Annotated in this window: 31 protein-coding genes and 2 riboswitches; of the genes, 11 read left to right on the top strand and 20 right to left on the bottom strand. The window is 75.6% G+C overall.

Going from position 1 to position 26283, the window contains the following annotated elements:
* Positions 1–19: 19 nt before the first annotated feature.
* The 8 genes from FHX36_RS16865 (at position 20) to FHX36_RS16835 (ending at position 7090) form a co-directional block, all read left to right on the top strand.
* Positions 20–646, top strand: a complete 627-nt coding sequence (locus FHX36_RS16865) for a LysE family translocator (protein WP_110554350.1) — start codon at positions 20–22, stop codon at positions 644–646.
* An 85-nt stretch (positions 647–731) separates the two neighbouring features.
* Entirely contained in the window at positions 732–1193 is a 462-nt protein-coding gene (locus FHX36_RS22475; RefSeq protein ID WP_110554349.1) for a hypothetical protein, read from the top strand.
* Positions 1194–1195: 2 nt separating this feature from the next.
* A complete protein-coding gene (locus FHX36_RS22470) occupies positions 1196–1459 on the top strand; it encodes a DUF3817 domain-containing protein (RefSeq protein WP_110554348.1) in 264 nt (87 codons plus the stop codon).
* Between the two features lie 25 nt (positions 1460–1484).
* Positions 1485–1958 carry a MarR family winged helix-turn-helix transcriptional regulator gene (locus FHX36_RS16855; protein ID WP_183513918.1) on the top strand — a complete coding sequence of 158 codons (474 nt, stop codon included), beginning with the start codon at positions 1485–1487 and terminating at the stop codon, positions 1956–1958.
* Positions 1959–1962: 4 nt separating this feature from the next.
* Complete coding sequence (locus FHX36_RS16850; RefSeq protein WP_110552580.1) at positions 1963–3045, top strand: threonine aldolase family protein; 1083 nt, start codon at positions 1963–1965, stop codon at positions 3043–3045.
* A gap of 202 nt (positions 3046–3247) precedes the next feature.
* Positions 3248–3363: riboswitch (SAM riboswitch) on the top strand.
* A gap of 42 nt (positions 3364–3405) precedes the next feature.
* Complete coding sequence (locus FHX36_RS16845; RefSeq protein ID WP_110552579.1) at positions 3406–4698, top strand: bifunctional o-acetylhomoserine/o-acetylserine sulfhydrylase; 1293 nt, start codon at positions 3406–3408, stop codon at positions 4696–4698.
* A 1-nt stretch (position 4699) separates the two neighbouring features.
* On the top strand, positions 4700–5821 hold the full coding sequence (gene metX, locus FHX36_RS16840; protein WP_181428790.1) for a homoserine O-acetyltransferase MetX: 1122 nt from the start codon (positions 4700–4702) through the stop codon (positions 5819–5821).
* Positions 5822–5986: 165 nt separating this feature from the next.
* Positions 5987–7090: a fatty acid desaturase family protein gene (locus FHX36_RS16835; protein ID WP_110552578.1), complete on the top strand. Its 1104-nt coding sequence runs from the start codon at positions 5987–5989 to the stop codon at positions 7088–7090.
* Between the two features lie 22 nt (positions 7091–7112).
* On the opposite strand, the gene FHX36_RS16830 is transcribed toward FHX36_RS16835, so the two are convergent.
* From FHX36_RS16830 to FHX36_RS16795, 8 genes are all read right to left on the bottom strand, one after another.
* Entirely contained in the window at positions 7113–7811 is a 699-nt protein-coding gene (locus FHX36_RS16830) for a sigma factor-like helix-turn-helix DNA-binding protein (protein WP_146251617.1), read from the bottom strand.
* Complete coding sequence (locus tag FHX36_RS16825; protein ID WP_146251616.1) at positions 7808–8302, bottom strand: hypothetical protein; 495 nt, start codon at positions 8300–8302, stop codon at positions 7808–7810. The genes FHX36_RS16830 and FHX36_RS16825 overlap by 4 nt, the downstream gene beginning before the upstream one ends.
* Complete coding sequence (locus FHX36_RS16820) at positions 8299–8838, bottom strand: gamma carbonic anhydrase family protein (protein WP_110552576.1); 540 nt, start codon at positions 8836–8838, stop codon at positions 8299–8301. Before FHX36_RS16820 ends, FHX36_RS16825 begins: the two co-directional genes overlap by 4 nt.
* Before the next feature lie 57 nt (positions 8839–8895).
* A complete protein-coding gene (locus tag FHX36_RS16815; RefSeq protein ID WP_146251615.1) occupies positions 8896–9216 on the bottom strand; it encodes a hypothetical protein in 321 nt (106 codons plus the stop codon).
* A gap of 38 nt (positions 9217–9254) precedes the next feature.
* Positions 9255–9452 (bottom strand): helix-turn-helix transcriptional regulator, encoded by a 198-nt coding sequence (locus FHX36_RS16810; protein ID WP_110552574.1) that lies wholly within the window; start codon positions 9450–9452, stop codon positions 9255–9257.
* Positions 9453–9857, bottom strand: coding sequence for a hypothetical protein (locus FHX36_RS16805; protein WP_110552573.1), 405 nt, complete (start codon positions 9855–9857; stop codon positions 9453–9455).
* Between the two features lie 88 nt (positions 9858–9945).
* A complete protein-coding gene (locus FHX36_RS16800; RefSeq protein ID WP_110552572.1) occupies positions 9946–10836 on the bottom strand; it encodes an NAD(P)H-hydrate dehydratase in 891 nt (296 codons plus the stop codon).
* A complete protein-coding gene (locus FHX36_RS16795) occupies positions 10817–11563 on the bottom strand; it encodes a histidine phosphatase family protein (RefSeq protein ID WP_110552581.1) in 747 nt (248 codons plus the stop codon). The genes FHX36_RS16800 and FHX36_RS16795 overlap by 20 nt, the downstream gene beginning before the upstream one ends.
* Positions 11564–11681: 118 nt before the next feature.
* Here FHX36_RS16795 and FHX36_RS16790 point away from each other — a divergent pair, with 118 nt between their 5' ends.
* Positions 11682–12263 (top strand): YdeI/OmpD-associated family protein, encoded by a 582-nt coding sequence (locus FHX36_RS16790; protein WP_110552571.1) that lies wholly within the window; start codon positions 11682–11684, stop codon positions 12261–12263.
* A gap of 110 nt (positions 12264–12373) precedes the next feature.
* The gene (locus FHX36_RS16785; protein WP_183513917.1) at positions 12374–13714 is read left to right on the top strand and encodes an FAD-binding protein; all 1341 of its coding nucleotides are present in this window, start codon (positions 12374–12376) and stop codon (positions 13712–13714) included.
* On the opposite strand, the gene FHX36_RS16780 is transcribed toward FHX36_RS16785, so the two are convergent.
* The 12 genes from FHX36_RS16780 to FHX36_RS16725 all read right to left on the bottom strand — a co-directional run bounded on the left by FHX36_RS16780 (position 13715) and on the right by FHX36_RS16725 (position 25647).
* Positions 13715–14719, bottom strand: coding sequence for a C40 family peptidase (locus FHX36_RS16780; protein WP_110553399.1), 1005 nt, complete (start codon positions 14717–14719; stop codon positions 13715–13717). It lies immediately after the preceding gene.
* Between the two features lie 132 nt (positions 14720–14851).
* Positions 14852–15301 carry a hypothetical protein gene (locus tag FHX36_RS16775; protein WP_258372932.1) on the bottom strand — a complete coding sequence of 150 codons (450 nt, stop codon included), beginning with the start codon at positions 15299–15301 and terminating at the stop codon, positions 14852–14854.
* A gap of 121 nt (positions 15302–15422) precedes the next feature.
* On the bottom strand, positions 15423–15725 hold the full coding sequence (locus FHX36_RS16770; protein ID WP_110553401.1) for a hypothetical protein: 303 nt from the start codon (positions 15723–15725) through the stop codon (positions 15423–15425).
* A gap of 91 nt (positions 15726–15816) precedes the next feature.
* Complete coding sequence (locus FHX36_RS16765) at positions 15817–16965, bottom strand: MSMEG_0565 family glycosyltransferase (protein ID WP_110553402.1); 1149 nt, start codon at positions 16963–16965, stop codon at positions 15817–15819.
* Complete coding sequence (locus FHX36_RS16760; protein WP_220036036.1) at positions 16962–17777, bottom strand: carbon-nitrogen hydrolase family protein; 816 nt, start codon at positions 17775–17777, stop codon at positions 16962–16964. Before FHX36_RS16760 ends, FHX36_RS16765 begins: the two co-directional genes overlap by 4 nt.
* Positions 17778–17835: 58 nt before the next feature.
* Positions 17836–19164: an MSMEG_0569 family flavin-dependent oxidoreductase gene (locus tag FHX36_RS16755; RefSeq protein WP_258372934.1), complete on the bottom strand. Its 1329-nt coding sequence runs from the start codon at positions 19162–19164 to the stop codon at positions 17836–17838.
* A gap of 2 nt (positions 19165–19166) precedes the next feature.
* Complete coding sequence (locus FHX36_RS16750) at positions 19167–20003, bottom strand: carbon-nitrogen hydrolase family protein (RefSeq protein WP_110553404.1); 837 nt, start codon at positions 20001–20003, stop codon at positions 19167–19169.
* A complete protein-coding gene (locus FHX36_RS16745; RefSeq protein WP_246405503.1) occupies positions 20000–21523 on the bottom strand; it encodes an MSMEG_0567/sll0787 family protein in 1524 nt (507 codons plus the stop codon). The genes FHX36_RS16750 and FHX36_RS16745 overlap by 4 nt, the downstream gene beginning before the upstream one ends.
* The gene (locus FHX36_RS16740) at positions 21520–22593 is read right to left on the bottom strand and encodes an MSMEG_0568 family radical SAM protein (RefSeq protein ID WP_110553364.1); all 1074 of its coding nucleotides are present in this window, start codon (positions 22591–22593) and stop codon (positions 21520–21522) included. Before FHX36_RS16740 ends, FHX36_RS16745 begins: the two co-directional genes overlap by 4 nt.
* Positions 22594–22603: 10 nt before the next feature.
* On the bottom strand, positions 22604–23161 hold the full coding sequence (locus tag FHX36_RS16735; RefSeq protein ID WP_220036031.1) for an MSMEG_0572/Sll0783 family nitrogen starvation response protein: 558 nt from the start codon (positions 23159–23161) through the stop codon (positions 22604–22606).
* A gap of 21 nt (positions 23162–23182) precedes the next feature.
* Positions 23183–24022: an amidohydrolase family protein gene (locus tag FHX36_RS16730; RefSeq protein ID WP_110553363.1), complete on the bottom strand. Its 840-nt coding sequence runs from the start codon at positions 24020–24022 to the stop codon at positions 23183–23185.
* Between the two features lie 188 nt (positions 24023–24210).
* Positions 24211–25647 (bottom strand): glycine hydroxymethyltransferase, encoded by a 1437-nt coding sequence (locus FHX36_RS16725; protein ID WP_110553362.1) that lies wholly within the window; start codon positions 25645–25647, stop codon positions 24211–24213.
* Positions 25648–25663: 16 nt separating this feature from the next.
* Positions 25664–25754: riboswitch (ZMP/ZTP riboswitch) on the bottom strand.
* A gap of 73 nt (positions 25755–25827) precedes the next feature.
* Between FHX36_RS16725 and FHX36_RS16720 the strand changes: the two genes are divergently transcribed.
* Positions 25828–26250, top strand: a complete 423-nt coding sequence (locus tag FHX36_RS16720; protein ID WP_110553361.1) for an SgcJ/EcaC family oxidoreductase — start codon at positions 25828–25830, stop codon at positions 26248–26250.
* Positions 26251–26283: the final 33 nt, after the last annotated feature.

The following is a 26283-nucleotide window of genomic DNA, read 5'->3' as shown; positions in this document are numbered from 1 at the left end:
GAGGCTGCCACGATGGGGCGTGCAGTCGACCGGCTGGTGGACCTTCCTGCTCGTCGCCGCGGTGCTGGTCGCGGTGCCCGGGCCCGACTTCGCCGTCGTCGTCCGGAACACGCTGGCCGGCGGCCGGCCCCGCGGGCTGTGGTGCGCCGTCGGCGTGGCCACCTCCAACGCGGTGCAGGGCACGGCAGCCGCGGCCGGGCTGGGCGCTCTCGTGCTCCGGGTGGAGCCGCTGTTCCAGGCGATCCGCTGGGCGGGCATCTGCTACCTGGTGCTGCTCGCCGTCCAGTCGATCCGGTCCGCCGTCCGCGGCGAGTACGCCGCGTTCGACGGCGCCCCGGCCGGCGCTGCGGTGGCCTGGGCCGGCTGGCGGCAGGGCTTCCTGTCCAACGTCACCAACCCGAAGGTGCTGGTCTTCTACCTGGCGGTGCTGCCGCAGTTCCTCTCCCCCGGCGCGGGCGTCGGGCTGCTCGCCGGGTACGCGCTCAGCCACGCCGTCCTCGGCCTGGCCTGGTCGGTCGCGCTGGTGCTGCTGATGGACCGGGCGCGGCGGGTGCTGGCCCGCCGCCGGGTGCGCCGCAGCCTGGACGCCGTCACCGGCGTGGCGCTGCTCGGCTTCGGCGCCCGGCTGGCGACCGAGCGCGGCTGAGCCATCGGCCGGACCGCTGCGATGCTCCGCGCCATCGGTTTCAGCCTGACTGATACCGTCGGCGGACCAACGACCCGGAGGACCCATGAACGAGCTGCTCCTGAGCGTCCACGTGATCGCCGCCATCGTGTTCATCGGGCCGGTGACGGTGGCGGTCAGCCTGTTCCCCCGCTACGCCCGGGAGGCTGCCGGCGCCGGCGCCCCGGGCGCCCTGCCCGCCGTGCACCTGCTGCACCGGATCACCCGCGTCTACGCGGTGCTGGCCCTGGTCGTGCCGGTGTTCGGCATCGCCACCGCGCTGGCCCTGGACGTGCTCACCGATGCCTGGCTGCTGGTCTCGATGCTGCTCACCGCGATCGCCGGCCTGCTGCTCGCCCTGGTCGTGCTGCCCCGGCAGGCCCAGGTGCGCGCCGTCCTGGACGCCGGGGCCGGCGACCAGCGGGTCGACGTCCGCGCCCTGGCGATGGGCGCCGGGGTGTTCAACCTGCTGTGGGCCACGGTCGTCGTGCTGATGATCGCCCGGCCCGGCTCGACGACGGGGGTCTGACCGTGGACCTGCGCTGGCTGCGGCTCGCCTCCTGGGCCGAGACCGTCTCCCTGGTCGTGCTGCTGGTCAACCTCGGGACGGCGCACGTCGAGGCCGTCGCCTCGCTGATGGGGCCGGTGCACGGGTGCGCCTACCTGGCCACCATCGCGACGGCGTTCCTGCTGCCGCTGCCCCGGCAGGCACGGACGCTGACGTTCGTGCCCGGGATCGGCGGCCTGCTGGCCCTCCGCCGGACCGCCGCCACCAGCCCCGCACCGCCGGACTGACCCGCCGGGCTACTGTCCCTGGCCCATGACCGAGCAGCCGCCCGCCGGGGGGCCACCGGCGGACAGCCCGGTGATGCTGGCCATCCTGGCCGGGCGGGCCTGGGAGGCCCGGTTGAACACCGCGCTGCGGGCGCACGGGCTCTCGCTGCGGCACCTCGGCGCCCTCGGCCACCTCGCCGGCACGCCCGGGCTCTCCTACACCGACCTGGCCCGGCGGGCGCGGGTCACCGTGCAGAGCATGCACGCGACGGTCGGCACGCTCACCGAGCTGGGCGCCGTCCGGGAGCCGGGGGGCGGCCGCGGCCGAGCGGCCCTGCTGGAGGTCACCGACCGCGGGCACGAGCTGCTGGCCACCGGCCGGGAGGTCGTCGCGGCCCTGGACGCCGAGTTCACCGCCGCGCTGCCCCCGCCGGCCCGGGCCGGGCTGGCCCTCGGTCTGCTGTCCGGGCTCCGCGCCGCCGGTGGACCGGCGCCCGCCCCCGGCCCCCCGGCAGACTGACCGGGTGGACGACCTCGACGCCCTCCGCCGGGCCTGCGACCGCGCGCTGACCGGGCACGGCCCGCAGTCGGCCGCCGACCTGCTCGCGACGATCCCGCCGGACACCGCCGTGGACCGGTACGGCGACGGCGGGGTGGTCGCCGAGCTGGAGCGGGAGGTCGCCGACGTGCTCGGGCAGCCGGCGGCCGCGTACCTGCCCAGCGGCATCATGGCCCAGCAGGCGGCGCTGCGCGTGCACGCCGAGCGCCGCGGGCGGACAACCGTGGTCTACCACCCGCAGAGCCACCTCGACGTCCACGAGGGCCACCCGCTGGAGCGGCTGCACGGCATGGTCGGCCGCCCGACCGGGAGCCGGGACCGGCTGCTGCTGCGCACCGACCTGGACGCCGTCGCCGAGCAGCCCGCTGCGCTGCTGGTCGAGCTGCCGCAGCGCGACCTCGGCGGTCAGCTGCCGTCGTGGGAGGACCTGGTCGCGCAGGTGACCTGGGCGCGGGAGCGCGGGGCCGCGGCGCACCTGGACGGCGCCCGGCTGTGGGAGGCGGCGGCGGGGTACGGGCGCGCGCCGGCCGAGGTCGCGGCGCTGTTCGACACCACCTACGTCAGCTTCTACAAGGGCATCGGCGCGCTGGCCGGCTGCTGCCTGGCCGGGCCCGCGGACGTCGTCGACGAGGTGCGCGAGTGGCGGCGCCGGCTGGGCGGGACGCTGTTCGGGCTCTGGCCGGGCGCCGCGTCGGCGCTGAGCTGCCTGCGCCGCCGGCTGCCGCTGTTCCCCGGCTACCTGGACCGGGCGCGGGAGATCGCATCCGCGGTGCGCGACCTGCCCGGCGTCACCGTCGTCCCGGACCCGCCGCAGACGCCGATGCTGCACCTGCTGCTCCGCACCTCCGCCGACGAGTTCGCCGCGGCGGCCCGCCGCCTGGCCGAGGGCGGGTTGTGGACGTGGGAGCGGGCCACCCCGACCGCCGACCCGGGCGTGCAGCGGGTGGAGCTGCCGGTCGGCGACGCGACGACGGCGCTGCCCGTGCCCGAGGCCCGGGCAGCGATCGCCGCCCTGGCCGGCGCGGCGGAGCAGGTCCCGGCCGGGTAGAGCTCTGCCCACAGCTGTGGGCAGAGCTCGAGTCGCGGAAGAGCAGGGTCCCGGGAGAGTCGAGGTCTGCCTACGAGGGTGGGCAGAGCTCGAGTCGCGGCAGAGCAGGGTCCCGGGCCGGCCCGCTCACCGGCGGAGCGCGGCGGACCCCCGGGACACCGGCCTGTGCAGTCGTCCGGTCGGCGTCCTAGGATCGGCGGTGGCTCACGAGAGGCAGCGACAAGCACCTGGCTGGCTGCCCGGCAACCTCAACTCCGTCTGAGGTGCTCCAGGGGAAGAGCTGGCTGGACGGCGCCCGCCGCCCGGCAAGGACGGAGCCTCCGCGCCGTGGAGCTCCGGCGACCCAGGAGGTACTGGCAGATGACCGAACCCAGCGGCTGGAGCTTCGAGACCCGGCAGATCCACGCCGGCGCCGCGCCCGACCCGACCACCGGCGCCCGGGCGCTGCCGATCTACGCCACCACCAGCTACCAGTTCCGCGACACCCAGCACGCCGCCGACCTGTTCGCGCTGGCCGAGATGGGCAACATCTACACGCGGATCATGAACCCGACGCAGGACGCGCTGGAGCAGCGCGTGGCCTCGCTCGAGGGCGGCGTGGCGGCGCTCGCGGTGGCCAGCGGCCAGGCGGCGGAGACCCTGGCGATCCTGAACATCGCCGAGGCCGGCAGCCACGTCGTCGCCTCCGCCTCGCTCTACGGCGGCACGTACAACCTGCTGCACCACTCGCTGCCCAAGATGGGCATCACCGTCTCCTTCGTCGAGAACCCCGACGACCCGGAGAACTGGCAGTCGCTGGTGCAGGAGAACACCAAGGCCTTCTACGCCGAGACGATCGGCAACCCGAAGGGCGACGTCCTGGACATCTCGGCGGTGTCGGAGGTCGCGCACCGCAACGGCGTCCCGCTGATCGTCGACAACACGATCGCCACGCCGTTCCTGATCCGCCCCATCGAGCACGGCGCCGACATCGTGGTCCACTCGGCCACCAAGTACCTGGGCGGCCACGGCACCGCGATCGCGGGTGTCATCGTCGACGGCGGCAACTTCTCCTGGACCGGCGGGAAGTTCCCCGGCTTCACCGAGCCCGACCCGACCTACCACGGCGTCGTCTACGCCGACCTGGGCGCGCCGGCCTACGCGCTCAAGGCCCGCGTGCAGCTGCTGCGCGACCTCGGCCCCGCCATCTCGCCGTTCAACGCCTGGCTGGTCGTGCAGGGCATCGAGACGCTGTCGCTGCGCATGGAGCGGCACGTCGCCAACGCCCAACGGGTGGCCGAGTGGCTGGAGGCCCGCGACGAGGTCGAGTCGGTGCACTACGCAGGCCTGCCGTCCTCGCCGTGGCACGCCGCCCAGCAGAAGTACGCGCCCCGGGGCGCCGGGGCGGTGCTCGCCTTCGAGATCACCGGGGGCAAGGAGGCGGGTCAGCGCTTCGTCGAGGCGCTGGAGCTGCACAGCCACGTGGCCAACATCGGCGACGTGCGCAGCCTGGTCATCCACCCGGCGTCCACCACGCACTCGCAGCTGACCCCCGAGGAGCAGGCCACCACCGGCGTCACCCCGGGCCTGGTCCGGCTGGCCGTGGGCCTGGAGGGCATCGAAGACATCCTGGCCGACCTCGAGTCCGGCTTCCGGGCCGCGAAGGCCTCCTGAGGTGACGTCGGTCCGGGACGCGCGACCGGCTCCGGCCGCCGCGTCCCGGACCGGCGGCTGGCTCGAGGGCGACCCGGTGGGCGACCGGCGGTTCCTCGACCTCGGCCCGCTGCAGCTCGAGCGCGGCGGCACCCTGCCCGGCGTCCGGGTCGCCTACGAGACGTGGGGGACCCTCGCCCCGGACGCCGGCAACGCGGTGCTCGTCGAGCACGCGCTGACCGGCGACAGCCACGTCGTCGGCGCCGCCGGGCCCGGGCACGCCACCGCCGGCTGGTGGCCCTCGCTGGTCGGCCCGGGTGCGCCGCTGGACACCGACGAGCTCTTCGTCGTCTGCGCCAACGTGCTGGGCGGCTGCCAGGGCACGACCGGCCCGTCGTCGGCCGCCCCGGACGGTGCTCCCTGGGGCTCCCGGTTCCCCGCGGTGACCGTCGGCGACCAGGTCGCGGTGGAGGCCGCCGTCGCCGACGCGCTGGGCATCGGCCGCTGGCGGGCGGTGCTCGGCGGCTCGATGGGCGGGATGCGGGCGCTGGAGTGGGCGGTGTCCCGGCCGGAGCGGGTGGCCGGGCTCTTCTTCCTCGCCTCGGGGGCGGTGGCCAGCGCCGACCAGATCGGCACCCAGACCACCCAGCAGGCGGCCGTGCGCAGCGACCCGGCGTGGGCCGGTGGCGACTACGCGCCCGGCCCCGGACCGGTGTCCGGCCTCGGGATCGCCCGGCGGATCGCGCACCTCACCTACCGCAGCGACCTCGAGCTCGGGGCGCGGTTCGGCAACCACGTGCAGGACGACGGCCGGTTCGCCGTCGCCTCCTACCTGGAGCACCACGCCACCAAGCTCGCCGCCCGGTTCGACGCCGGCAGCTACGTGGTGCTCACCGAGGCGATGAACGGCTGGGACGTCGGCCGTGGCCGCGGCGGCGTGCCGGCCGCGCTGTCCCGGGTCAGCGCGCGTGCGGTGGTCGCCGGCGTCGACACCGACCGGCTCTACCCGCTGGCCCAGCAGCAGCAGGTGGCCGACGCCCTCGGGGTCCCGCTGCGGGTGGTCCCCTCGCCCTACGGCCACGACGGGTTCCTGCTGGAGACCGAGGCGGTCGGGGTGCTGGTCCGCGAGCTGCTGGCGTCCTAGCCGGTCCCGCCAGGTGGGCCTCGGATGGCAGCCTCGCGCAGCGTCACCTACCGTCGGGCGCACGCGGTGCTCCATCCAGACGTAGCGCGGTCCCCCGTCGTCGCCGGTCGCACCGGCACCACCCGGCACCACCCGGAGCAGCCCGGGGCCCGCCAGAGAGAACAGATGACCTCGACCCTGGAAGGCACCACGCCTCCCCCCGCCGGGGCCCCCCGCCCCGCGCGAGCCCGCGACCGGTCCGTCAGCGTCTACGCCGAGCTGTCCCAGCAGGTGAAGGACGCCGGCCTGCTGAACCGGCGGCGCCCGTACTACGTCGTCTCCATCGCCCTGGCCGTGGCCGCCTTCGCCGGCACCTGGGTGGCCATCGTGGCGCTCGGCGACTCGTGGTGGCAGCTGGCCCTGGCCGTCGTCTTCTCCTTGGTCTGCACCCAGTTCGGGTTCCTCGGCCACGACACCGCCCACCGGCAGGCCTTCGGCTCGCACCGAGCCAACGAGTGGTCGGCGCGGGTGCTGTCCTGCGGCTTCGCCGGCATCGGCTACGGCTGGTGGATGCAGAAGCACAACCGGCACCACAACGCGCCCAACCAGATGGGCAAGGACCCGGACATCGAGTCCGCGGTGCTGGCCTTCACCCCCGACGACGCCGAGCAGCGGATGTCCGGGCTGCGCGGCTGGTGGACCCGGCACCAGGGCTGGGCGTTCTTCCCGCTGCTGTGCCTGGAGGGCCTCGCCCTGCACGCCAACAGCATCGCCACGCTGGCCCGGGAGAAGTCGATGCCGCACCGCCGGCTGGAGCTGGCGATCATCGGCGTCCGGCTCGGCGTGTTCGTCGCCGCCGTCTTCCTGGTGATGCCGCCGCTGATCGGCATCGGCTTCATCGTCGTCCAGCAGGCGGTCTTCGGCCTGCTGCTGGGTGGCTCGTTCGCGCCCAACCACAAGGGCATGCCGATCGTGCCGAAGAACGCCAAGGTCGACTTCCTGCGCCGCCAGGTGCTGATGTCCCGCAACATCCGCGGTGGCGTGCTGACCGACTTCATGATGGGCGGGCTCAACTACCAGATCGAGCACCACCTCTTCCCGAGCATGCCGCGGCCGAACCTGAAGAAGGTCCAGCCGCTGGTGCGCGAGCACTGCGCGAAGCACGGGATCAGCTACACCGAGACGTCGCTGGTCGGCTCCTACCGGATCGTCGTCCGGTACCTGAACCGGGTCGGTCTGGCCGAGCGCGACCCGTTCACCTGCCCGCTGGTGGCGTCGGTCCGCAACTGATGGAGGACCCCGACCGGTCCTCCTAGACGGTGATGACGACCAGCAGCACGACGAGGACGACGAACCCGACGACGGCGAGCAGCCCGGCCAGGTGGTGGCGCCGCGCGCGGGTGCCCTCCCGGACGAGCGCCAGGTAGTCCTCGGGGTCGGCCGTGACGTCGTCGCCGCGCGCGGAGAGCTCCCGGCGCAACCGCTCGGCGAGGTCGCCGGTCGTGCTGCCACCCGCGCTGCCGGCGAACGACGCGTGCAGCCGGGCGAGCGCGAGGTCGGCCTGCTGCGGCACCTCCGCGACCGCGGTGCCCAGCGCGTCGGCGGTGTCGGCGTCGGGCAGGCCCTCGCCGTACCGGAGCACCAGGACCGCCCGCAGCCGCGGCGGCAGCTGGGAGAGGGCCACGCTGAGCTCGTCGCGCGGGCCGACGTCGGGGGGCTGGTGACCGAAGCCCGGCAGGCCGCGGGTGCCGGCCAGCAGCGGGCTGTCGGCGATCAGGCCGCCGACGTGCACCCGGCTGGCCCACCCGACGTGGGCGGCGACCAGCTCGCGCCGGAGCAGCGCCGTCGCCGCGGCCTCGTCCAGGGCCGGGTCCCAGTGCCGCCGGCCGGCGACCAGCGCGGCCTGCAGCAGGTCCCGGGCCGCGCGCCGGCCGCCGGTGAGCCGGTACGCCGTCCGCAGCAGCAACGTGGCCCGCGGCGCGACGAACTCCTCGAAGCCCCCGGCGCTCACGGCGCCGGGGCCGGCTCCGGCCAGCCGGCGAGCTGCCCGATCCAGGCCAGCGCCAGCCAGGCCCCCGACAGCGTCCCGGTGGTGCTGCCGTCGGTAACCGTCAGCTGCCACCCCGCGGCCGCGTCGCGGTGCGCGGCGTCGTCCGCGGGCACCGCTGCCACCACCTGCCAGTCCCGGACGGGCACCCGGGACGGCGGGGCGCCCGCGGACGTCGTCCACACGTCGTGCCGGGTGGCCCGCACCTCCCGGGCCCGGGCGGAGGCCGGGAACCGCAGCTCGACCGGGCCGAGGTCCAGGTACCCGTCGGGGTCGGCCGGCGCCTCCCAGGTCGGGCGGCGGGCGCCCTGGGCGGCGTCGGCACCGAGGGTGACCACGGTGGAGACCGCGTGCAGCAGCCCACCGAGCACCCGGCCCGTCCGGCGGCCCGGGGACGGGTCGGTCACCGTCCAGCCGACCGACCGGCGCAGCTCCTGCTCGGCCGCCGAGGTCATCGGGAGCGCTGCACCCGGCGGACGGCGCGGTGCTGGTCGAGCCGGTCGGTGTAGCTGGTCGCGTTCAGCCGGATCGCCGCGCGGTCGTCCTCGGTGGTCTCGCGCCGCACCTTGGCCGGGACGCCGGCGACCAGCGAGTTCGGCGGGATCTCCGCGCCCTGCATGACCACGGCCCCGGCGGCGACGATCGAGCCCGAGCCGATGTGGGCGCCGTTGAGGACGGTGCTGCCCATCCCGATCAGCACGTCGTCGTCGACCCGGGCGCCGTGCAGCACCACGTTGTGGCCGACCGTCACGCCCCGGCCGATCACGAGCGGGGAGCCCGGGTCGCTGTGCAGCGTCGACCCGTCCTGGACGTTGGAGTCCTCGCCGATCTCGATCACCTCGGCGTCCGCGCGGGCGATCGCGCCGTACCAGATGCTCGCCCGCGGCCCCATCGTCACCTTGCCGACCACGACGGCGGTGGGCGCCACGAACGCCAGCTCGTGGATGTCCGGTGCGCCGAAGTCGAGTTCCCCGATGTAGCTGTCAGCCACGCTGCTGCACTCCCTCACCAGGCCGCGAGCTGGTCCCGCGGCACGGGTCGCAGCAGATCACACCGGTTCCTCCGCGCCCCACTCGGCGAGGAAGGCGGCCGGGGTCAGGTCGGCGAGGTGCTGGTGCACGAGGGCGAGCATCTCGCCGGGCACGTTGGGGTCGCCCGCCGCCACCCGCAGCACCTCGCGCCCGTCCTCCCGCCGGGTCACCACGACGTCGCTGAGCGAGGGCTGCGGCAGCAGCCCCCAGGCCAGCTCGGCGGCGAACGCGGCGAGCAGCCGGGCGCTGCGCAGCACCCGCCCCCCGCGCCGCGGCTGCAGCGCGGCCTCGTAGACGTCGGCCGCGCGCTGCTCCTGCACTCCCTCTGCTCCGGTCACCCCGCCAGCCTGGCCTACCGCCGGCCGCACGTCAGCCGTCAGTCCTCGTCGGGGGTGAAGACGTCCTCGATCCGGCAGCCGAACAGCGCGGCGATCCGGAACGCCAGCGGGAGGCTCGGGTCGAACCGCCCCTTCTCCAGCGAGATGACCGTCTGCCGGGAGACGCCCAGCTCCTCGGCCAGCTGGCCCTGGGACCAGCCCCGCTGGTGCCGGCGGTCGGCCAGGTCGTTGCGCACTCAGGCAGCGCGCCGGCGCAGCACGGTCCAGCGGACCCCCACGTCGGCGAAGGCGAACAGGACCAGCGCCACCAGCACCGTCGAGGCGGCCAGCTCCATCCCGGTGACCGCCAGGACGCAGGCGCCGAGACCGGCGAGGGTCAGGACGTCGAGGAACGACCCAGAGGCGCTCCGCTGCCACCAGTCGTGCTCGACGGACTCCTCCACCCGCCGGGGCGGCGCGTCCGCCGTCCGCGGGAGGACGAAGGCCAGCCAGCCCACCCCGTAGGCCGGGCCGAGCGTGCACGCCGCGAAGACCAGCGTCCGCAGCCAGAACTGCTCGGGTTCGGTGCTCCCAGCGATCAGCCCGATGCCCGCGGCGATGACCAGCCCGGTGACGACGGCGGCGAGGTGGCGCAGGCGCATGGCCGACTCCTGTGACAAGTGTGCTTGACAGAGGGGCGCAGTCCACCAGTCCCGCCACCGCATGTCAAGCACACTTGACCACGAGGGGTCAGAGGTCGACCTCCGCGAGCACCCGGGGGACCTGCGGCGGCAGCTCGCGGGCCAGGAAGCCGAGCCGGCCGACGGTCGCGGCCAGCCGCTCGCCGGCCCGGCCGTGCAGGTAGGAGGCCCAGACCGCGGCCTGCTCGGGCTCGGCACCGCGGGCCAGCAGCCCGGCGGTGATCCCGGCCCGCACGTCACCGGACCCGGACACGCCGAGCCCCGCGCCGCCGCTCTCGTCCTCCCACAGCCGCCCGTCGGGCGCGGCGACCCAGCTGGTCGCGCCGCCCAGCCCCACCGTGGCGTGCGCCTGCTCGGCGAGCCGCAGGGCCGACCCGGCCGGGTCGTCCTCGAGCTCGTCGGGGGAGACGTGCAGCGCGATGGCCAGCTCGGTCGGGTTCGGGGTCAGGACGACCCGGCCGGCGAGGTGGTGCAGGCACGACGGGTCGGCGGTGACGGCGGCGAGGCCGAGCGCGTCGAGCACGACCGCCGCCTCCAGCTCGGGCAGCAGCGCCTCGACGAACCCGCGGGTCTCCGCCTCGTCGGCCATCCCCGGGCCGACCAGCACCGCCGAGGCCTTCCGCGCCAGGTCCAGCACGAGCTCGGCGGACGACGCGCGGATCGCCCCCTCCTCGGTCGAGGGCACGCCGCGCACCAGCGCCTCGGGCAGCGCGATCGACACGTGCGGGGCGACCTTCGACGGGACGACGACCTGCAGCTTCCCCGCGCCGGAGCGGAGCGCCGCCTCGGCGGCGAGCGTCACCGCGCCCAGCGTCTCGGTGCTGCCGCCGACCACCAGGATCGAGCCGCGGGACTCCTTGCCGCCGGTGGGCTCGGGCAGCCGCCAGCGGCGCAGCACCGGGGGTGTGACCAGGGTGGCGTCAGGCTGGGGACGGGACATCGTTCTCCTCGGTCACGGGGGCGTCGTCCGGGTGGGCCAGGTGCTCCACCCCGTTGAAGCCGGCGAGCGCGAAGGCACCGCCGGTGGTCAGCTCGTAGCGGGTCACCGAGGTGTTGGCGACCTGCTCGTGCCGGTCGATCTCCAGCAGCTGCGCCTCGGACAGCTCCTCCAGCACGTACCGGAAGACCATGATCACGGCCTGGTGCGAGACGCAGACCAGCCGCTCGCCGTCGTGCCGCAGCGCCTCGGTGGCCAGCAGGCTGCGCACCCGGAGGGCGACGTCGGCCCAGCTCTCGCCGCCCGGCGGGCGGTAGTAGAACTTGCCGAGCAGCTCCCGGCGGCGGGCCTCGTCCGGGAACTCCGCGCGGATGCCCTCGCGGGTCATGCCGTCGAAGGCGCCGAAGTCGCGCTCCCGCAGCCGCTCGTCGAAGCGGATCGTGAGGTCCAGCCCGCTGGCCGCGACCGCGCGCTCGGCGGTGCCGGCGGCCCGGGCGAACGGTGAGCTGAGCACGGTGGTGGGCTGCTGGTCGGCGGGCAGCCCGGCCAGCCAGGCGCCCAGCGCCTCGGCCTGGGCCTCGCCGGTCGACGACAGCGGCACGTCGGGGTCCCGGACGTCGAGCTCCAGCCGGCCCTGCCCGTGCTCCTGGGCCTGCGCGTCGGCGAGGTTGCCCAGGCTCTCGCCGTGGCGGACCAGCCACAGCGCGGTGGGCCCCGGTGACTGCGGCATCGTCGTCCGTCCGTCGTGGCCCCGCTGCTCGGGGCCGTCCGGGCTGCCGTAGCCGATCACCGCGCCCGCGAAACCGCCGGCCCTGGACGCCGGCCGCGGTGGTCAGCACGATGGGCCGGTGGCCGACGAGACGCTGTTCGAGACCCGGGCGTTCGCGACGCCCGCCGACTTCGACGCGTGGCTCGCCGCCGAGCACGACCGGGCGCCCGGGCTGTTCCTGAAGATGGCGAAGAAGGCGTCCGGCATCCCGTCGATCACCGCTCCCGAGGCGGTCGAGGTGGCCTTGTGCCACGGGTGGATCGACGGGCGCGGCAACCGGGTGGACGACGTCTGGTTCACCGTCCGGTACACGCCGCGGCGGCCGAGGAGCGTGTGGTCGCAGAAGAACGTGCAGACCGTCGCGCGCCTCGTCGCCGACGGCCGGATGCGCCCGGCCGGGATGGCCCAGGTCGAGGCGGCACAGGCCGACGGCCGCTGGGAGCGCGCCTACGCCGGCTCGGCGACGATCACCGTCCCCGACGACCTCGCCGCGGCGCTGGCCGCCGAACCGGCGGCGGAGGAGTTCTTCGCCGGCCTGGACAAGACCAACCGGTTCGCCGTGCTGTTCCGGGTGCACACCGCGGCGACGCCGCAGACCCGGGCCCGTCGGATCGCTGCCTGTGTGCAGCAGCTCGCAGAGGGTCGCCGCACCTACGAGTGACGCCGGAGCCGCGCCGGCAGGGGTTCCGGCGGGCACGGCCAGCCGCTAGGAAGTGCCGCAGCCCGCACCCGAGCGGGACCGACACGGGGACCATCCCGGGAGGCCCCTCCGTGACCACCACCCAGAGCCCGCTCACCGGCACCGTGCACCGCCCCGGCGACCCCGGCTACCCGGCCGCCGTCACCGGCTACAACCTCGCGGTGGTGCACGCCCCGGCGCTGGTGGTCGAGGCGCGGTCGGCCGACGACGTCGCGGCCGCCGTCCGGTACGCCGCCGCCCACGACCTGCGGGTGACCGTGCAGAACACCGGCCACGGCGCCCGCCGGGCGGCCGGACCCGACACGCTGCTGCTGCGCACCGGCGGGCTGGACGACGTGACCGTCGACCCGGACGCCCGCACCGCCACCCTGGGCGCCGGGGCGACCGCGGGCCAGGTCACCGCCGTCGCCGCGGCCCACGGCCTGGCCCTGGTCGCCGGGGCGGCACCGACCGTCGGCGTGGTCGGGGCGACGACCGGTGGCGGCATCGGCCCGCTGGTCCGGTCGCTCGGCTGGGCCGCCGACCGGGTCCGCAGCTTCGAGGTGGTCACCGCCGACGGCGAGCAGCGGCACGTGGACGCCGACAGCGAGCCCGACCTCTTCTTCGCCCTGCGCGGTGGCGGCGGGGGCGTCGCCGTCGTCACCTCGATGACCACCGGGCTGGTCGAGCTGGCCGGGTTCTGGGGCGGGCCGGTCTTCTTCCCCGGTGCCGCCGCCCCGGCGGTGCTGCACGCCTGGCGGGAGTGGGCGCCGACGCTCCCCACCGAGGTCACCACCTCGATCGCGCTGCTCCGGCTGCCCGACCTGCCGCAGGTGCCGGCCCCGTTGCGCGGTCAGTTCGTGGTGCACCTGCGGGTCGCCTCGACCGGTTCCGCGGAGGACGGCGCCGCGCTGCTGGCCCCGATGCTCACCGCCGCCCCACCGATGATCAACATGGTCGGCCCGATGCCCTACAGCCAGATCGGGGCCGTGCACATGGACCCGGCCGACCCCGCACCGGCCCTCGACGCCGGCTGCCTGCTGCGCGACTTCCCGGCCGAGGCCGCCGACGCGCTGCTCGCCGTCGCCGGTCCGGACGTGCAGACCCCACTGCTGGTGGCCGAGGTCCGCCAGCTCGGCGGCGCGTCGGCGGCCCCGCCGGCGGTGCCGGACGCCGTCGGCGGCCGGGACGCCGGGTGGTCGGTGTTCGCGCTCGGGATGCTGGTGCCACCGGTCGCCGAGCAGGTGCCGGCGGCGGTCCGGGGCGTGGTCGACGCGGTGTCGCCGTGGCGGTCCGGGCTGCAGCACAACTTCGCCGGAGGTCAGGACCTCACCGACGCGTGGCCGGCCGACGTCCTGGCCCGGCTGCAGCAGGTCACCCGGGACCGCGACCCGGAGGGGCTGTTCCGCCCCGCCCAGCCGCTGCCGCGGTGATCAGCCGCCGGTGACGCGGCGGGCGCTCACGTAGCCGCCCTTGTCCACGCTGGTGACCGCGACCGGCTTGCCCGAGACGCTGGCGTGCACCATCTGGCCGTTGCCGATGTACATGCCCACGTGGCTGATCGGGCTGTAGAAGAACACCAGGTCACCGGGCTGCAGCTCGGCGCGGGACACCGGGACGCCCATGGTGGACTGCGCCCGGCTGGAGTGCGGCAGCGAGACCCCGGCGGCGGCGTAGGCGTACTGGGTCAGCCCGGAGCAGTCGAAGGAGTCGGGGCCGCTGGCGCCGATGCCGTACATGTCGCCGACCTGGGCGAGCGCGGTCTCCACCGCGATCCCGGCGGCCTCGCTCGGCGCGGCGGCCGGTGCGGCGACCACGTCGGGGCCGGAGACGACGTTGAGCACCCGCACCTGGTCGACGGCGGAGAGCCGGGCGAAGTCGGACTGGTAGCCGGCCAGCTCGTCCTGCAGCTGGTCCTTCTGCGCCTGCAGCGCGGCCTCGGCCTCGGCGGCGGTCGCCGCGGCGGCGGCGGCCTGCTGCTGGGCCTGCTCGGCGGCGGTCCGGGCGGCGGCCGCCGCGGCGACGATGCCGTCGGCGTGCGAGGCCAGCTGGTCGAGGGTGTTCATCTGCTGGATCAGGTCGTCGGCCGAGCCGCTGGTGAGGAAGGCGGCGAGCCGGCCGCGGGTGGTGCCGACGTAGCCGGTCTGGGCGATCGCCCGCAGCTGCGGCTCGAGCGCGTCCAGCTGGGCCTGCGCCTGGGCGGCGGCACCGGCGGCGGCGGCCGCGGCGGCCTCCTGCTGCTCGGCGGCCGCGGTCGCCTCGTGCACCTGCTCGTCCAGCGCGCTCAGCTTCTGCGCGGTGTCGGCGACGGCCTGGCGCGCCTCGCCCGCGGTCGCCGGGGCGGCCTGCCCGACCGAGGGGGTCAGGACGACGGCGACGCCGACGGTCAGCGCGAGAGCGGCAGCGCGCGTCCACCGCCGGGTGCTCGATCGGGTCACTGGGCCTCCGTCTGCGCACGTCGCGCCCGGGGAAGGGGCGACGGACTCCGCGCGCGTCTCGACGGACGGTAGGGAGACGGTGACGCTGGCACGCCGCGCGGCGCGCCGGGACCGATCGGTCCACAGTGGACCTCAGTCCCACAGGCCCCGCGAGCCACTCCTGCCCCGCGCCGGGGCGACCAGCCGGTCTGCGACGGCGCCGGTCACGAACGAGTAGACGGCCTTGCCGGCCACGTCGACCACCTGGTCCTGCCGGGACCACGTCCACGGCGGGGCGCCGACCCCGGTGGCGTTCTCCAGGGTCTGGTCGACGGCGAGCCGCACCGAGGTGTGCCAGGCGTTCGCCCGCCAGCCGCGCAGCCCGGCCGCGGCCCAGATGCCCCGCAGCGCACCGACGGCTGCGCCCGTGCCCCAGTGCATGAGGTGGTTGCGCACCGGCGGCCTCGCCGACTCCGGCAGCCGCCGCCCGGTGGTCAGCGCGGTCAGCGTCCTGGCCGGCACGTACGAGTCCGGGCGGTGCGTGAACCGCTGCTCCACCTTCTCCCCCGCCGTCATCGCCGCGACGCCGGCGAGGCCGGCCACTGCTCCACGTAGTGCTGCGCGCGCCCACATGCGAGCCCACCTACCCGCGGCACCGGGTGCCCAGACGCCGACGAGCCGCCCACCGGTGACCGGTGGGCGGCTCGTCGTGCGCAGGTGCGGGTCAGCCCGCGGCGGGCTCCGAGGCGTCGAGGGCCTCGAGGGCGGCGACGTCGCGCAGGATCGAGGCCAGCTCGGCCGAGGTCCACGCCTCGCAGCAGTCGCAGCTGCCGGTGGCGGTGAAGCTCTGCAGCCCCAGGCTGCCGCCGGCCTGGTCCTCGGCGAGGGCCAGCTGGCCGTCGGCGGGGTTGCGGTGGCAGCGGCAGGCCGAGGCGCACATGCCCAGGCCCCACCCGGAGACGATCACCGACGGACCGTTCTCGTGCACCTTGCCCAGCTGGAAGATCGAAGGCTTCTGGTACGACATGTCGTGCTCCCCTCGCCGTCCTGCCGCGGAGGCAGGGGGTCGTCGTCGGCGTTCGAGGAGAAGTAGACACGAACCGGGTTTCATGTCCGTGTCAGGAGGGCATGAAACGCGGTTCGGCCGAAAAGCTGCGCACAACCGTCCCACCGGCCCCGGGCGCCCCACCCGCCCCGAGGGTCCCGTACAGCCCCAGGTGGGCCGCCGCGGCGGCGTCCCAGCTGTGCCCCTGGGCCAGCGCGCGCCCCGCTGACCTGCGGTCCTCCCCCACCTCGGCGAGCAGCGCCGCGGCCAGCCCGGCCGGGTCGGGAGCGAAGGACGCGGCGCCGCCGAACACCTCGCGCAGCACCGGGAGGTCCCGGGTGACCACCGGCACCCCGGCGGCGAGCGCCTCCATCGCGGCCAGCCCGAACCCCTCCTTGGTCGAGGGGAAGGCGAAGACGTCGGCCGCGGCGACCAGGGTGGGGAGGTCGGCGTGGGCCACCGGCCCCAGGACGACGGGGGCCACGCCGAGCTCGGTCGCCCGGGCGAACACCTGCTCCCGGTAGTCGCGGTAGTCGAACAGGGTCTCCCCGCCGGCGACGACGAGCTGCAGCTCCGGCCGCCGCGCCCGGACGAGCGCGAACGCCTCGACCAGGTCGAGCGTCCCCTTGCGCGGTTCGATGCCGCCGACCGCCAGCACGTAGCGGCCCAGCCGGTCGCGCCAGGCCCGGCGGCCGGCCGCCCCCGCCGGCCCGGCGGCAGCGGCGAACCGGTCGGCCTCGACTCCGTTGGGGATCACGGTGGCCGTCCGCCCCCAGCCTCCGGCCACCTCGGCGGCGACCGCGGCGGAGACGCAGACCAGCGCCCGGGGCCGGACGATCGCCCGCTCGTGGCAGGCGGCCAGCTCCGGGGTGCTGAAGGTGTCCAGGTGGTGCACCGTGCGCACGCAGCCGGGGACGGCGTTGGCGCTGATGCAGTCCTGGGCGTGCACCACGTCGTAGGAGTCGTCGCGGAAGGCGTTCCCGAGCACCTCGATCGAGCGGAGGATGCGCGCACCGACGTCCTCGCCCGGCACGTCGGGGAACGGCACGAGCCGCAGCGTCACCGCGGGGTCGACCGGCCGGAAGAAGGCGGCGTCGCCGCCCCGGCCGAGCGACCAGACGCTCACCTCGTGCCCGGCCCGGGCCATCGCCTCGGCCAGCGCCAGGGTGTGCACCACGCCGCCGCGCGGCTTGGTCGAGTAGGTGAGCAGGGCGACCCTCACGCGTACGCCTCCGGCTTGAGCTCGCGCAGGTGGTCCAGCACCAGCCGGGCGCGGCTGACCTCGGCCGGCACGTCGAGCTCGGCGAGGGCCAGGCCGGCCTTCGCCCAGGTGCGGGCCAGCACGTCACCGCCCGGGCCGACGACCTTGGACTGGCCGAGGAAGCGCAGCCGGCCCATCGTCCCGGTCTGGTTGGCCGACACCCAGACCACCTGGTTCTCCGCGGCCCGGGCGCAGTCGTAGAGGTCGAACAGCCGCGACTGGCGGTCCTGCACCAGCCGCGGGGCCCGGTTGGTCAGGCTGGCCGGCCACGCGGAGAGGCAGGCGACCAGCTGCGCGCCGCGGCCGGCCAGCGTGCGGGCGGCCTCGGGGAAGGTCTTGTCGTAGTCGATGAGCATGCCCATCCGGCCGACCGGGGTGTCGAAGGCGGTGAAGGCGTCGCCCGCGGCGTAGGCCGGCAGCTCGCCGACCGGCTGGTGCACCTTGCGGTGCCGGCCCAGCACGCCGTCCCCGGTGACGCAGACGGCGCTGTTGTGGTGCCGGCCGCCCGCGCTCTCCCGGTAGCCGACGCAGACGACCATGTCCCCGGCGGCGGCCGCGACCCGGGCGAGCTCCGGCGACCCGGCGTCCAGCGCCGGTGGCAGCCCGGTGTCGTCGCCGCGGCCCAGGTCGCCGAGGTAGCCGCCGATCGTCGCGTCCGGGAAGACCAGCAGCCGCACGTCCTGCGCGCGCGCGTCGGCGACGATCCCCTCGATCTTGGCCAGGCACTGCTCGACGTCCCGGCCGAAGTGCGCCGAGACGGCCGCGATCCTCACGCGCCCCGCCCCGACGACCAGCATTCGGCGCCGAGAGCTGGTGCGAGCGGTCGGGTGGTCACGCCATGCGCGCCGCGGACGACGCAGCGGCCACCGCCAGCGAGCGGCCCAGCCCGGTCGGCGCCCCGGCCAGCTCGGCGATCCGCTCGGCCAGGTACGCCGCGTCCCGGGCGATCCCGGAGAACCGGCCCGAGCCCCAGGTGTGCAGCCACGGCAGGCCCAGCACGTAGAGCCCCGGCGCGGCCGTCACCCCGCGGGAGTGCGTCGGGTAGCCCGCGCCGTCGAACACCGGCACCCGCACCCAGCTCCAGTCGGCGCGGAACCCGGTCGCCCACACGACGCTGCCGATCGCGGCCGCGTCCAGCGAGGCCGGCTCGGCGTCCGGCGTCCAGACCGGGGTGTACCGCGGCTCCACCGGGGCGTCCATGCCGGCCCGCTCGACGTGCGCGTCGATGAGGTCCTTGCAGTTCTCGCTGACCCGGTCGGCGGCGTCGAGGTGCTCGGTCAGGTTCGGCGCGAAGCTGAACCGCCCGTCGGCGAGCCCGGTGAGCGAGCCGTAGAGCTGCATCCCCTCGAGGGCGAAGCGGCGCAGGTCGATGTCGTGCCCGCCGTCCCGACCGGTGACGTAGTGGTTGGTGCCCATCCGGGCGGCCTCGCCGTCGCGGTGCTGCTCGACCGGCATGTCGTAGTGGCCCATGTCGTGCAGCCAGGCGACGACGTCCCGGCCCCGGTAGCGGCGAGCGATCCGCGGCGCGCTGCCCACGGCCAGGTGCACCCGGCGGCCGGCCAGGTGCAGGTCCTCGGCGATCTGCGCCCCGGACTGCCCGGTGCCGACCACCAGCACGTCACCGGCGGAAAGCTGGTCGGGGTTGCGGTACTGCTGGGAGTGCAGCTGGACGACGTCGGCCGGCAGCCCGCCGGCGTAGGCCGGGACGACGGGCAGGTGGTACCCGCCGACCGCCAGCACGACCTGCTCGGCGGCGACCTCCCCCGCGCTGGTGGTCAGCAGGTAGCCGCCGTCCGGCGCCGGCGCGAGCCGGGTGACGGCGACGCCCTCGTGCACCGGCGGGCCGAAGGAGGCCGCGTACCCGCGCACGTACTCGACGATCTCGTCGCGGAGCATGAAGCCGTCGGGGTCCTCGCCGCGGTAGGGCCACCCCGGCAGCTGGCACTGCCAGTTGGGGGTGACCAGGCAGAAGGTGTCCCAGCGGGCGTCGGCCCACTCGTGGGCGATGGTGTCCCGCTCCAGCACGACGTGCTCGATGCCCTGCTGCACCAGGTGCCAGGAGATCGACAGCCCGGCCTGGCCACCGCCGACGACGGCGACCGCCACCCGCTCGGGCAGCGCGCGGGTGGTCACCGGGCGGTCGGTCTGGGCGGTCGTCACGGTCAGACCCCCGCGAGGACGCCGTAGGAGTCCGGCCGGCGGTCGCGCAGGTGCGCCATCGACCGCCGGGCGCCGTCCAGCAGCTCCCGGACGTCGACCCGGGCCACCGCCATCCCGGGCTCGACCCCCGTCGTCGCGAGCACCTCGCCGCCGGGGCCGACGACCTTGGCGCTGCAGACGAAGCGGAGCTGCCCGAACGTGCCGCTCTGGTTGGCCGAGAGCCAGACCACCTGGTTCTCCAGCGCCCGGGCCTGGTCGAACAGGTCGAAGCGGCGGGTCCAGCGGTCCTCGGCGAGGTCCGGCGAGCTCTGCGTGCGGGCCGCGGGCCAGGCGGACATGCAGGCGATGACCTCGGCGCCGTCCATGGCCAGCGTGCGGGCCGCCTCGGGGAAGGCCTTGTCGTAGCAGATCATCATGCCCATCCGCCCGATCGGTGAGTCGAAGGCGCGGAACCCGTCACCCGCGGCGTAGGAGTGGTGCTCGCCGAGCGGCTGGTGGACCTTGCGGTGGACGCCCAGGACGCCGTCCCCGGTGACCGCGACGGCGGTGTTGTAGCGCCGGGCGCCGTCGGACTCGCACAGCCCGGCGGTCACCACCAGGTCGCCGGCGATCGCGGCCAGCCGGGCGACCTCGGGGCCGTCGACGTCCAGCGCCGGCGGGAGGTCGGGCGCCCCCTCGCCGCTGAGGTCGGCGAGGTAGCCGCCGAGCGCGGCCTCGGGCAGGGCGAGCAGCCGCACGCCCTGGGCGCGGGCGCGCTCGACCAGGTCGGCGATCAGCGCGAACGATGCCTCCAGGTCGCGGCCGAAGGGGGCCGCGACGGCGGCGACGGAGATGGTCATCGGGTCACTCCAGGGGTGTCGGCGCACCCCAGGCCGGTGACCGGCCCGGGGACGGCGGGGGTGAGCGAGCCGTCGGGCCAGCGCAGCTGCACGCCGGAGCCGGCGACGAGCTCGCCGCAGACGGCGCTGGTGGCCGGCCCGGCGGGGGCGACGGCGCGGCCGGGGGCGTCGGTGGTGAGGAACGCGGTGCCGGGGAAGCAGGTGGCCCAGTCGCCGACGCTGGCCGCCGGGGGCCGGGGGACGGCGGCGACGTCGAGCACGGCGCCGCAGCCGCTGGCCTCCGCGAGCATCCCGAGCGTGCCGACGAGGCCGGCCATGCTCACGTCCTTGGCCGCGGCCGGGGCGGTGCGGGCGACGACCGAGCCCATCAGCTGCAGCTCCGCCGTCGTCCGGGTGCTGGTCGAGTCCCACTGCCGGCCGGTGTGCCCGCGCCGCCACCCCCCGCCGAGGTCGGCGGTGAGCGAGACGTGCTGGCCGGGGCGACCGCCGCCGGCGGGGACCGGCCGGTCGGTGCGGCCGAGCGCGGTGACGCTGAGGGAGGCCGGGACGCCGAGCTGGGTGTGCCCGCCGAGCACCGGCACGCCCCAGGCCCGGCTGGCCTCCCGCAGCCCGGCGAGCACCCGGGCGGCGAAGGAGGCGTCCCGGGCACCGACCGCGTCCAGCAGCCCGAGCGGCGCCGCTCCCATCGCCGACAGGTCGTTGACGTTGACCAGCACGCCGCACCAGCCCGCCCACCCGGGGTCGCGCTCGACCATCGAGGGCAGGATCGCGTCGCAGGCGGCGATCACGTCGGTGCCGGGCACCGGGGCGCCGTCATCGCCGACATAGCCCGCGCCGCCGAGGTGGAACCCGCCGAGCAGGTCGCCGAGCGGCTGCTTGGTGGCCGCGGCGAGGGCGGCGATGCGGCCGATCGGCCAGGTCATCGTGGTGTGCGGGCGGCCGCCGATCTCCGCCGTCCCGGTCGGCTGCCAGCCCAGCCGGCCGAACAGCCCGGCGTAGCGCTGCTGCACGGTGGCGTCGAAGCGGAGGACGCCGGCCTGCTCGGCGCGGGCGCAGGCGGCGGTGACCAGGGCCGCACCGAGGCCGCGGGGTGCGTCGGGGGTGACGACCAGCCGGGAACCGGTCCACCAGCCGACGTCCGGGCCACCAGGATCGGCCGGGGCGAGGCGGACGCCGCCGAGGACCGCCCCAGATGTTCCACGTGCAACAAGGGTCACGGCGCGGGGGTCGTCGTCGGTGGCGTCCAGGTCGGTGCCGGCGAACAGGCCCTGGGCCTCGACGAACGCCGCCTGCCGCAGCGCGCGGTGGGCAGCCGCCCCGGCGGCGTCGGCCTCCTCGACCTGCCAGGAGCCCGTGGTCGGCGGCGTCCGGAAGTCGACGAGCAGCACGTTCCGGTCCAGGCTCGCCCGCTCCGCCTCCGCGGACATGGCCATCTCCGGGGCGTCCGGTCCCCCGAAGATGGCCATCTTCTGGGGGTTCTGGAGCCCGGAGATGGCCATCTCGGGGGTGGGGGCCCTCATCCGCCGGCCGCCTGGAGGGCGCTGCAGGCGCCGCACGCCGCGCAGCCGGCGCCCTGGTCGGCACCGCGCATGCCCAGCCGGCGCAGGCCGGCCGCCACCCGGTCGGTGACGTCCTGCAGCACCGCCGGGTCGGGGGCCCCGACCCCATCCGCCATCGCCAGCGTCCCGGCCAGCGGCCGGTACGGGACGACGAACGGGTAGACCCCGGCCTCGGCCAGCTCGAGGGCACCGGCGACCAGCTCGTCGGGGTCCTCGCCCAGCCCGACCAGCAGGTAGGTGGACACCCGGTTCCGGCCGAACACCCGCACCGCCTCGGCCCACGCCGCGCGGTACTGGGCCAGCGGCACCGTGGCCTTGCCCGGCATCCAGCGGGCCCGGACGTCGTCGTCCAGCGACTCGACGTGGATCCCGATCGCGGTGGCTCCGGCGGCCTTCAGCTCGCCGATCGCGGCCAGGTCCTCCGGCGCCGGGGGCTCGCACTGCACCTGCACCGGGAGCCCGGGCACCGCCTCGGTGACCGCGCGCACGCACCGGGCGAGGTGCCGTGCGCCGCGGTCGCGGCCGTTCGTCGTCCCGGTGGTCATCACCATCTGCCGCACGCCGTCGAGCCGGACCGCCGCCTCGGCGACCTCGGCCAGCTGCGCCGGGCTCTTCACCGCGGTGGTCGCCCCGGCCGCCAGCGAGGCCTCGATCGCGCAGAACCGGCAGCGCTCGGCCTCGGCGTACCGGACGCAGGTCTGCACCACCGTGGTGGCCAGCACGTCCCGGCCGTGCAGCCGGGCGAGCTTCTCGTAGGGCACGCCGTCCGCGGTGCTCAGGTCGTAGAACCGCGGCCGCTCGACCGCCTCGGCGTCCAGCCCCAGGTCGGCGCCGTCCAGCAGCAGCCGGCCGCCGCTGATCGAGTACGGCGAGTCGGGGTTGAGCGGCAGGGCGGCCCCGTGCCCGCCGAGCAGCACGTGCCCGTCGTCGCTGGGGCCCGCCCCGGCCCGCCGGGTGACCTGGGCGTCGACCCGGACGCCGAGGATCGCGACGTCCACCCGGGTCGAGGCCCTCGTCGGAGCGGAGGTCACGACCCCGGCCTCAGAGGTTGTAGGTGGAGTTGATGATCGCGCCCTTGCGGGCGTAGTGGATCAGCGCGTCCTGCACGTCCAGGGGGTGGCAGGGGATCGTGCCGGCGATCAGGTCCTCCTCGCGGAGCCCGTGCAGCGAGAGGCCGAAGCGGCAGACGTAGACCGTGCCGCCCTCCTCGATGAACCGCTCGATCTGGCTGTTGATGTTCTGCTCGCCCGGGAAGCCGTTGTCGCCGGTGGTCGGGAAGCCGCGGGTGGCCATCGCGTTCATCGCGCCCGGGCCGTAGAAGTAGAGGACCGACTCGTAGCCCTTGCGCAGCGCGCGCAGCGCCTGCAGGCACGCGACGAAGGCGACCGAGGACTCGTGGGCGATCCCGTGCACCAGGGTGAAGTAGCTCTCGCCCTCGCCGGCCTGGTAGTCCGGGAAGATCTTGGTCGAGCCGTAGAGGTTGCTGCCCTTGGGCAGCGAGGGGTGCTGGATCTCGCCGCGGCTGGTGTCCTGGGCGGCCTTGAGGTCCGCGTCGCTGATCAGCGGGGTGCCGGTGGTGGCGGGCAGGGTCTGGGTCATCTCAGTGCCTCTCGATCGGTGTCAGGAACCGTGCAGGGACTCGAAGTTGCGGCGGAAGAACAGGTCGGCGAGCTCGCCCCCGCCGGTCGCGGCGAGCAGCCGGGCGTACTCGCCCTCGAAGTCGCCCCAGGGCTGGTCGGAGGCGAACAGCACGCGGTCGGCGCCGGTGCCGCGCCGCTCGATCTCGGTGGCGAACCAGCGCGGGGCGAAGCCGATCGCCCAGCTGGTGTCGGTGTAGACGCGCTTGCCGGCGGCGACCCAGTCGAAGAACCGCGAGCCGATGAGCTTGATGTGGCCGCTCATCCCGCCGCCCATGTGCACCAGGTGGACGGCGACGTCGTCGGCGTACCGGTCGACGAGCCGGCCGACCTGGTCGAGGTCGCTGGCCGCGCCGGGGCTGGTGTGCACGTGCACGACGAGGTCGTGCTGCCGGGCCGCGGCGAAGACCGCGTCGAGCTGCGGCCGGCACGCCGGGTCGTCGACCCCGCCGCCGAGCAGGAAGGACAGCTTCAGCGCGGCGACGCCGTCCTCACCGGCGAGGGCCAGCGCCTCCTCCGTGGCGACGGCGTCCTGCGGGCGCGGGCTGGTCCACAGGCCGGCCCGGATCCGGTCGTCGCGCTGGGCCGCCTCGACGACCAGCTCGTTGAGCGCGAAGGACGCCGTCGGGTCGGGGACGCCGTAGTTCGGGATGACCAGCGCGCGCTCGGTGCCCTCGCGGTCCAGGTCGGCGACGAGCTGGTCGATCGTGGCCCGGGCGGTGGTGTCCGGGTTGACCGGCGGGCCGCCGTAGAAGGGGTGGGCGGGCAGCACCCCGAGGTGCCGGTGCGCGTCGTGCACCCGCCCCGGAGCGCTCGTCGTCATGGCGAGAACGCTCGTCGCCGGCGGTTTCCCCGTGGTGACGCCCGGAACGAGTTGTCGTTACGAAGACCGCACCGCGACCGCGCCCGGTTACCGCCGCGTGCCCGACTCCGCACTGCCCGGTGCGCACTCGTCGGGGTCTCCCGCGGGGGCGGTGCCCCGACGAGTGCGCAACGGCGGAGCCGAGGGGGTCAGCCCTGGCCGGAGAGGTCAACCTCGGGGTAGAGCGGGTGGGCGCCGACCAGCTCGGCCGCCCGGGCCCGCACCCGCTCGGCCACCGCCGGGTCCAGCCGGTAGCGGGCCTTCGAGTCACCGTCGGGCTGGGTGCTGCTCAGCACGTCGACGAGCAGGTCGCCGACCTCGGCGAGCTCGGCCTCGCGCAGCCCGCGGGTGGTCAGCGCGGGGGTGCCCAGCCGGATGCCGGAGGTGTACCAGGGCCCGTTCGGGTCGGCCGGCACGGAGTTCCGGTTGGTGACCAGGCCGGCGTCCAGCAGCGCGGCCTCGGCCTGTCGGCCGGTCAGCCCGAAGCTGCTGACGTCGACCAGCACCAGGTGGTTGTCGGTGCCGCCGGTGACCAGCCGGGCTCCCCGGCGCAGCAGGCCGTCGGCCAGGGCGCGGGCGTTGGCCACGATCTGCTGCGCGTAGCCGGCGAACTCCGGACGGCGGGCCTCGGCGAGCGCGACGGCCTTGGCGGCCATCACGTGCGGCAGCGGGCCGCCGAGCACCATCGGGCAGCCGCGGTCGACGAACGGCGCGAACTCGTCGGTGCACAGCACCATCCCGCCGCGCGGCCCGCGCAGCGACTTGTGCGTGGTGGTGGTCACGACGTCGGCGTGCGGCACCGGGTCGAGGTCGCCGGTGAGCACCTTGCCGGCCACCAGCCCGGCGAAGTGCGCCATGTCGACCATCAGCGTGGCGCCGACCTCGTCGGCGATCTCCCGCATCGCGGCGAAGTCGACCAGCCGCGGGTAGGCGGAGTAGCCGGCCACCAGCACGAGCGGGCGGAACTCGCGGGCCCGGGCGCGAAGCGCGGCGTAGTCGATCAGCCCGGTCTCCGGGTCGGTGCCGTAGCTGGACTGCTCGAACATCTTGCCGGAGATGTTGGGCCGGAAGCCGTGGGTGAGGTGGCCGCCGGCGTCCAGCGACATGCCGAGCATCCGCTGGTCGCCCAGCGCGCGGCGCACCCGGGCCCAGTCGTCCTCGCCGAGCGCGTCGACGTTCGCCACCCCGGCCGCCGCCAGCGCGGGGGCCTCCACCCTCGCGGCCAGGATCGACCAGAAGGCGACCAGGTTGGCGTCGATGCCCGAGTGCGGCTGGACGTAGGCGTGGTCGGCGCCGAAGAGCTCGCGGGCGTGCTCGGCGGCCAGCCGCTCGACGGTGTCGACGTTCTGGCAGGCGGCGTAGAACCGCCGGCCCGGGGTGCCCTCGGCGTACTTGTCGCTGAACCAGTTGCCCATCGCCAGCAGCACGGCGGGCGAGGCGTAGTTCTCGCTCGCGATCAGCTTGAGGCTCTCCCGCTGGTCGGTGAGCTCCTGCCCGATCGCGGCGGCCACCCGCGGCTCGACCCGGGCGATGACGTCCAGCGCGCTGGTGAAGGCGGTGGACTCGCGGCTGACGGTGCTGGTCACGGGCGCTCCTCGGTCGAACGGGAGCCCAGGCGCGCGGCGGACGTCGGGTCGACGGGGCCGCTCCCCGGTGGTCGTCCACCTGCGATGCGCCAGTCACGGCCCGGGCAGAGGGTAGCGACCGGACGGGCCGCTGTGCGACCCCTTGACCTCCAGTCCACTGCAGCCGCCAGGGTGCCGGGCATGGACACCCTGATGCCGGCCGACGACCTCACCGACGAGCTGCGCGCGATCTCCGCGGTGGTCGCCACCCTGGAGCACGCCCAGCAGAACGAGCTGCCCGACGAGTTCGCCGGGCTCTTCCGGCACGACGCGATCTGGACGACCGGCGGTGGCCGGCGGCTCCTCGGTCGCGACGCGATCTCGGCGTTCACCCACCAGGTGCTGCCGGGGGCGATGGCGGCCTCGACCGCCACCTACGAGGTCGAGCACGTGGTGTTCATCCGGCCGGACGTCGTCGCGGTGAAGGTGCGCCAGACGCCGGTCGGCCGGGACGGCGTCCCGCTCCCGGGCGTGAACCCGGGCAGCCCGACCTACGTGATGGCCAAGGAGGACGGCCGCTGGCTGCTGGTCGCGGCGCAGAACACCGAGGTCGTCGACGGCTGATCACCGGGCGGTCACCTGCGCGAGGTGCGGACG

Source organism: Modestobacter versicolor (assembly GCF_014195485.1).
Classification (GTDB): domain Bacteria; phylum Actinomycetota; class Actinomycetes; order Mycobacteriales; family Geodermatophilaceae; genus Modestobacter; species Modestobacter versicolor.
The sequence above is the reverse complement of the archived record's forward strand: the minus strand, read 5'-3'. Positions and strand labels throughout refer to the sequence as shown.

Coding starts and splice junctions, on each gene's coding strand:
- FHX36_RS22475 (WP_110554349.1), top strand. CDS start 732: ATGAACGAGCTGCTCCTGAGCGTCCACGTGATCGCCGCCATCGTGTTC.
- FHX36_RS16855 (WP_183513918.1), top strand. CDS start 1,485: ATGACCGAGCAGCCGCCCGCCGGGGGGCCACCGGCGGACAGCCCGGTG.
- FHX36_RS16845 (WP_110552579.1), top strand. CDS start 3,406: ATGACCGAACCCAGCGGCTGGAGCTTCGAGACCCGGCAGATCCACGCC.
- FHX36_RS16835 (WP_110552578.1), top strand. CDS start 5,987: ATGACCTCGACCCTGGAAGGCACCACGCCTCCCCCCGCCGGGGCCCCC.
- FHX36_RS16825 (WP_146251616.1), bottom strand. CDS start 8,302: ATGACCTCGGCGGCCGAGCAGGAGCTGCGCCGGTCGGTCGGCTGGACG.
- FHX36_RS16805 (WP_110552573.1), bottom strand. CDS start 9,857: ATGCGCCTGCGCCACCTCGCCGCCGTCGTCACCGGGCTGGTCATCGCC.
- FHX36_RS16800 (WP_110552572.1), bottom strand. CDS start 10,836: ATGTCCCGTCCCCAGCCTGACGCCACCCTGGTCACACCCCCGGTGCTG.
- FHX36_RS16795 (WP_110552581.1), bottom strand. CDS start 11,563: ATGCCGCAGTCACCGGGGCCCACCGCGCTGTGGCTGGTCCGCCACGGC.
- FHX36_RS16770 (WP_110553401.1), bottom strand. CDS start 15,725: ATGTCGTACCAGAAGCCTTCGATCTTCCAGCTGGGCAAGGTGCACGAG.
- FHX36_RS16750 (WP_110553404.1), bottom strand. CDS start 20,003: ATGACCATCTCCGTCGCCGCCGTCGCGGCCCCCTTCGGCCGCGACCTG.
- FHX36_RS16745 (WP_246405503.1), bottom strand. CDS start 21,523: ATGAGGGCCCCCACCCCCGAGATGGCCATCTCCGGGCTCCAGAACCCC.
- FHX36_RS16735 (WP_220036031.1), bottom strand. CDS start 23,161: ATGACCCAGACCCTGCCCGCCACCACCGGCACCCCGCTGATCAGCGAC.
- FHX36_RS16730 (WP_110553363.1), bottom strand. CDS start 24,022: ATGACGACGAGCGCTCCGGGGCGGGTGCACGACGCGCACCGGCACCTC.
- FHX36_RS16720 (WP_110553361.1), top strand. CDS start 25,828: ATGGACACCCTGATGCCGGCCGACGACCTCACCGACGAGCTGCGCGCG.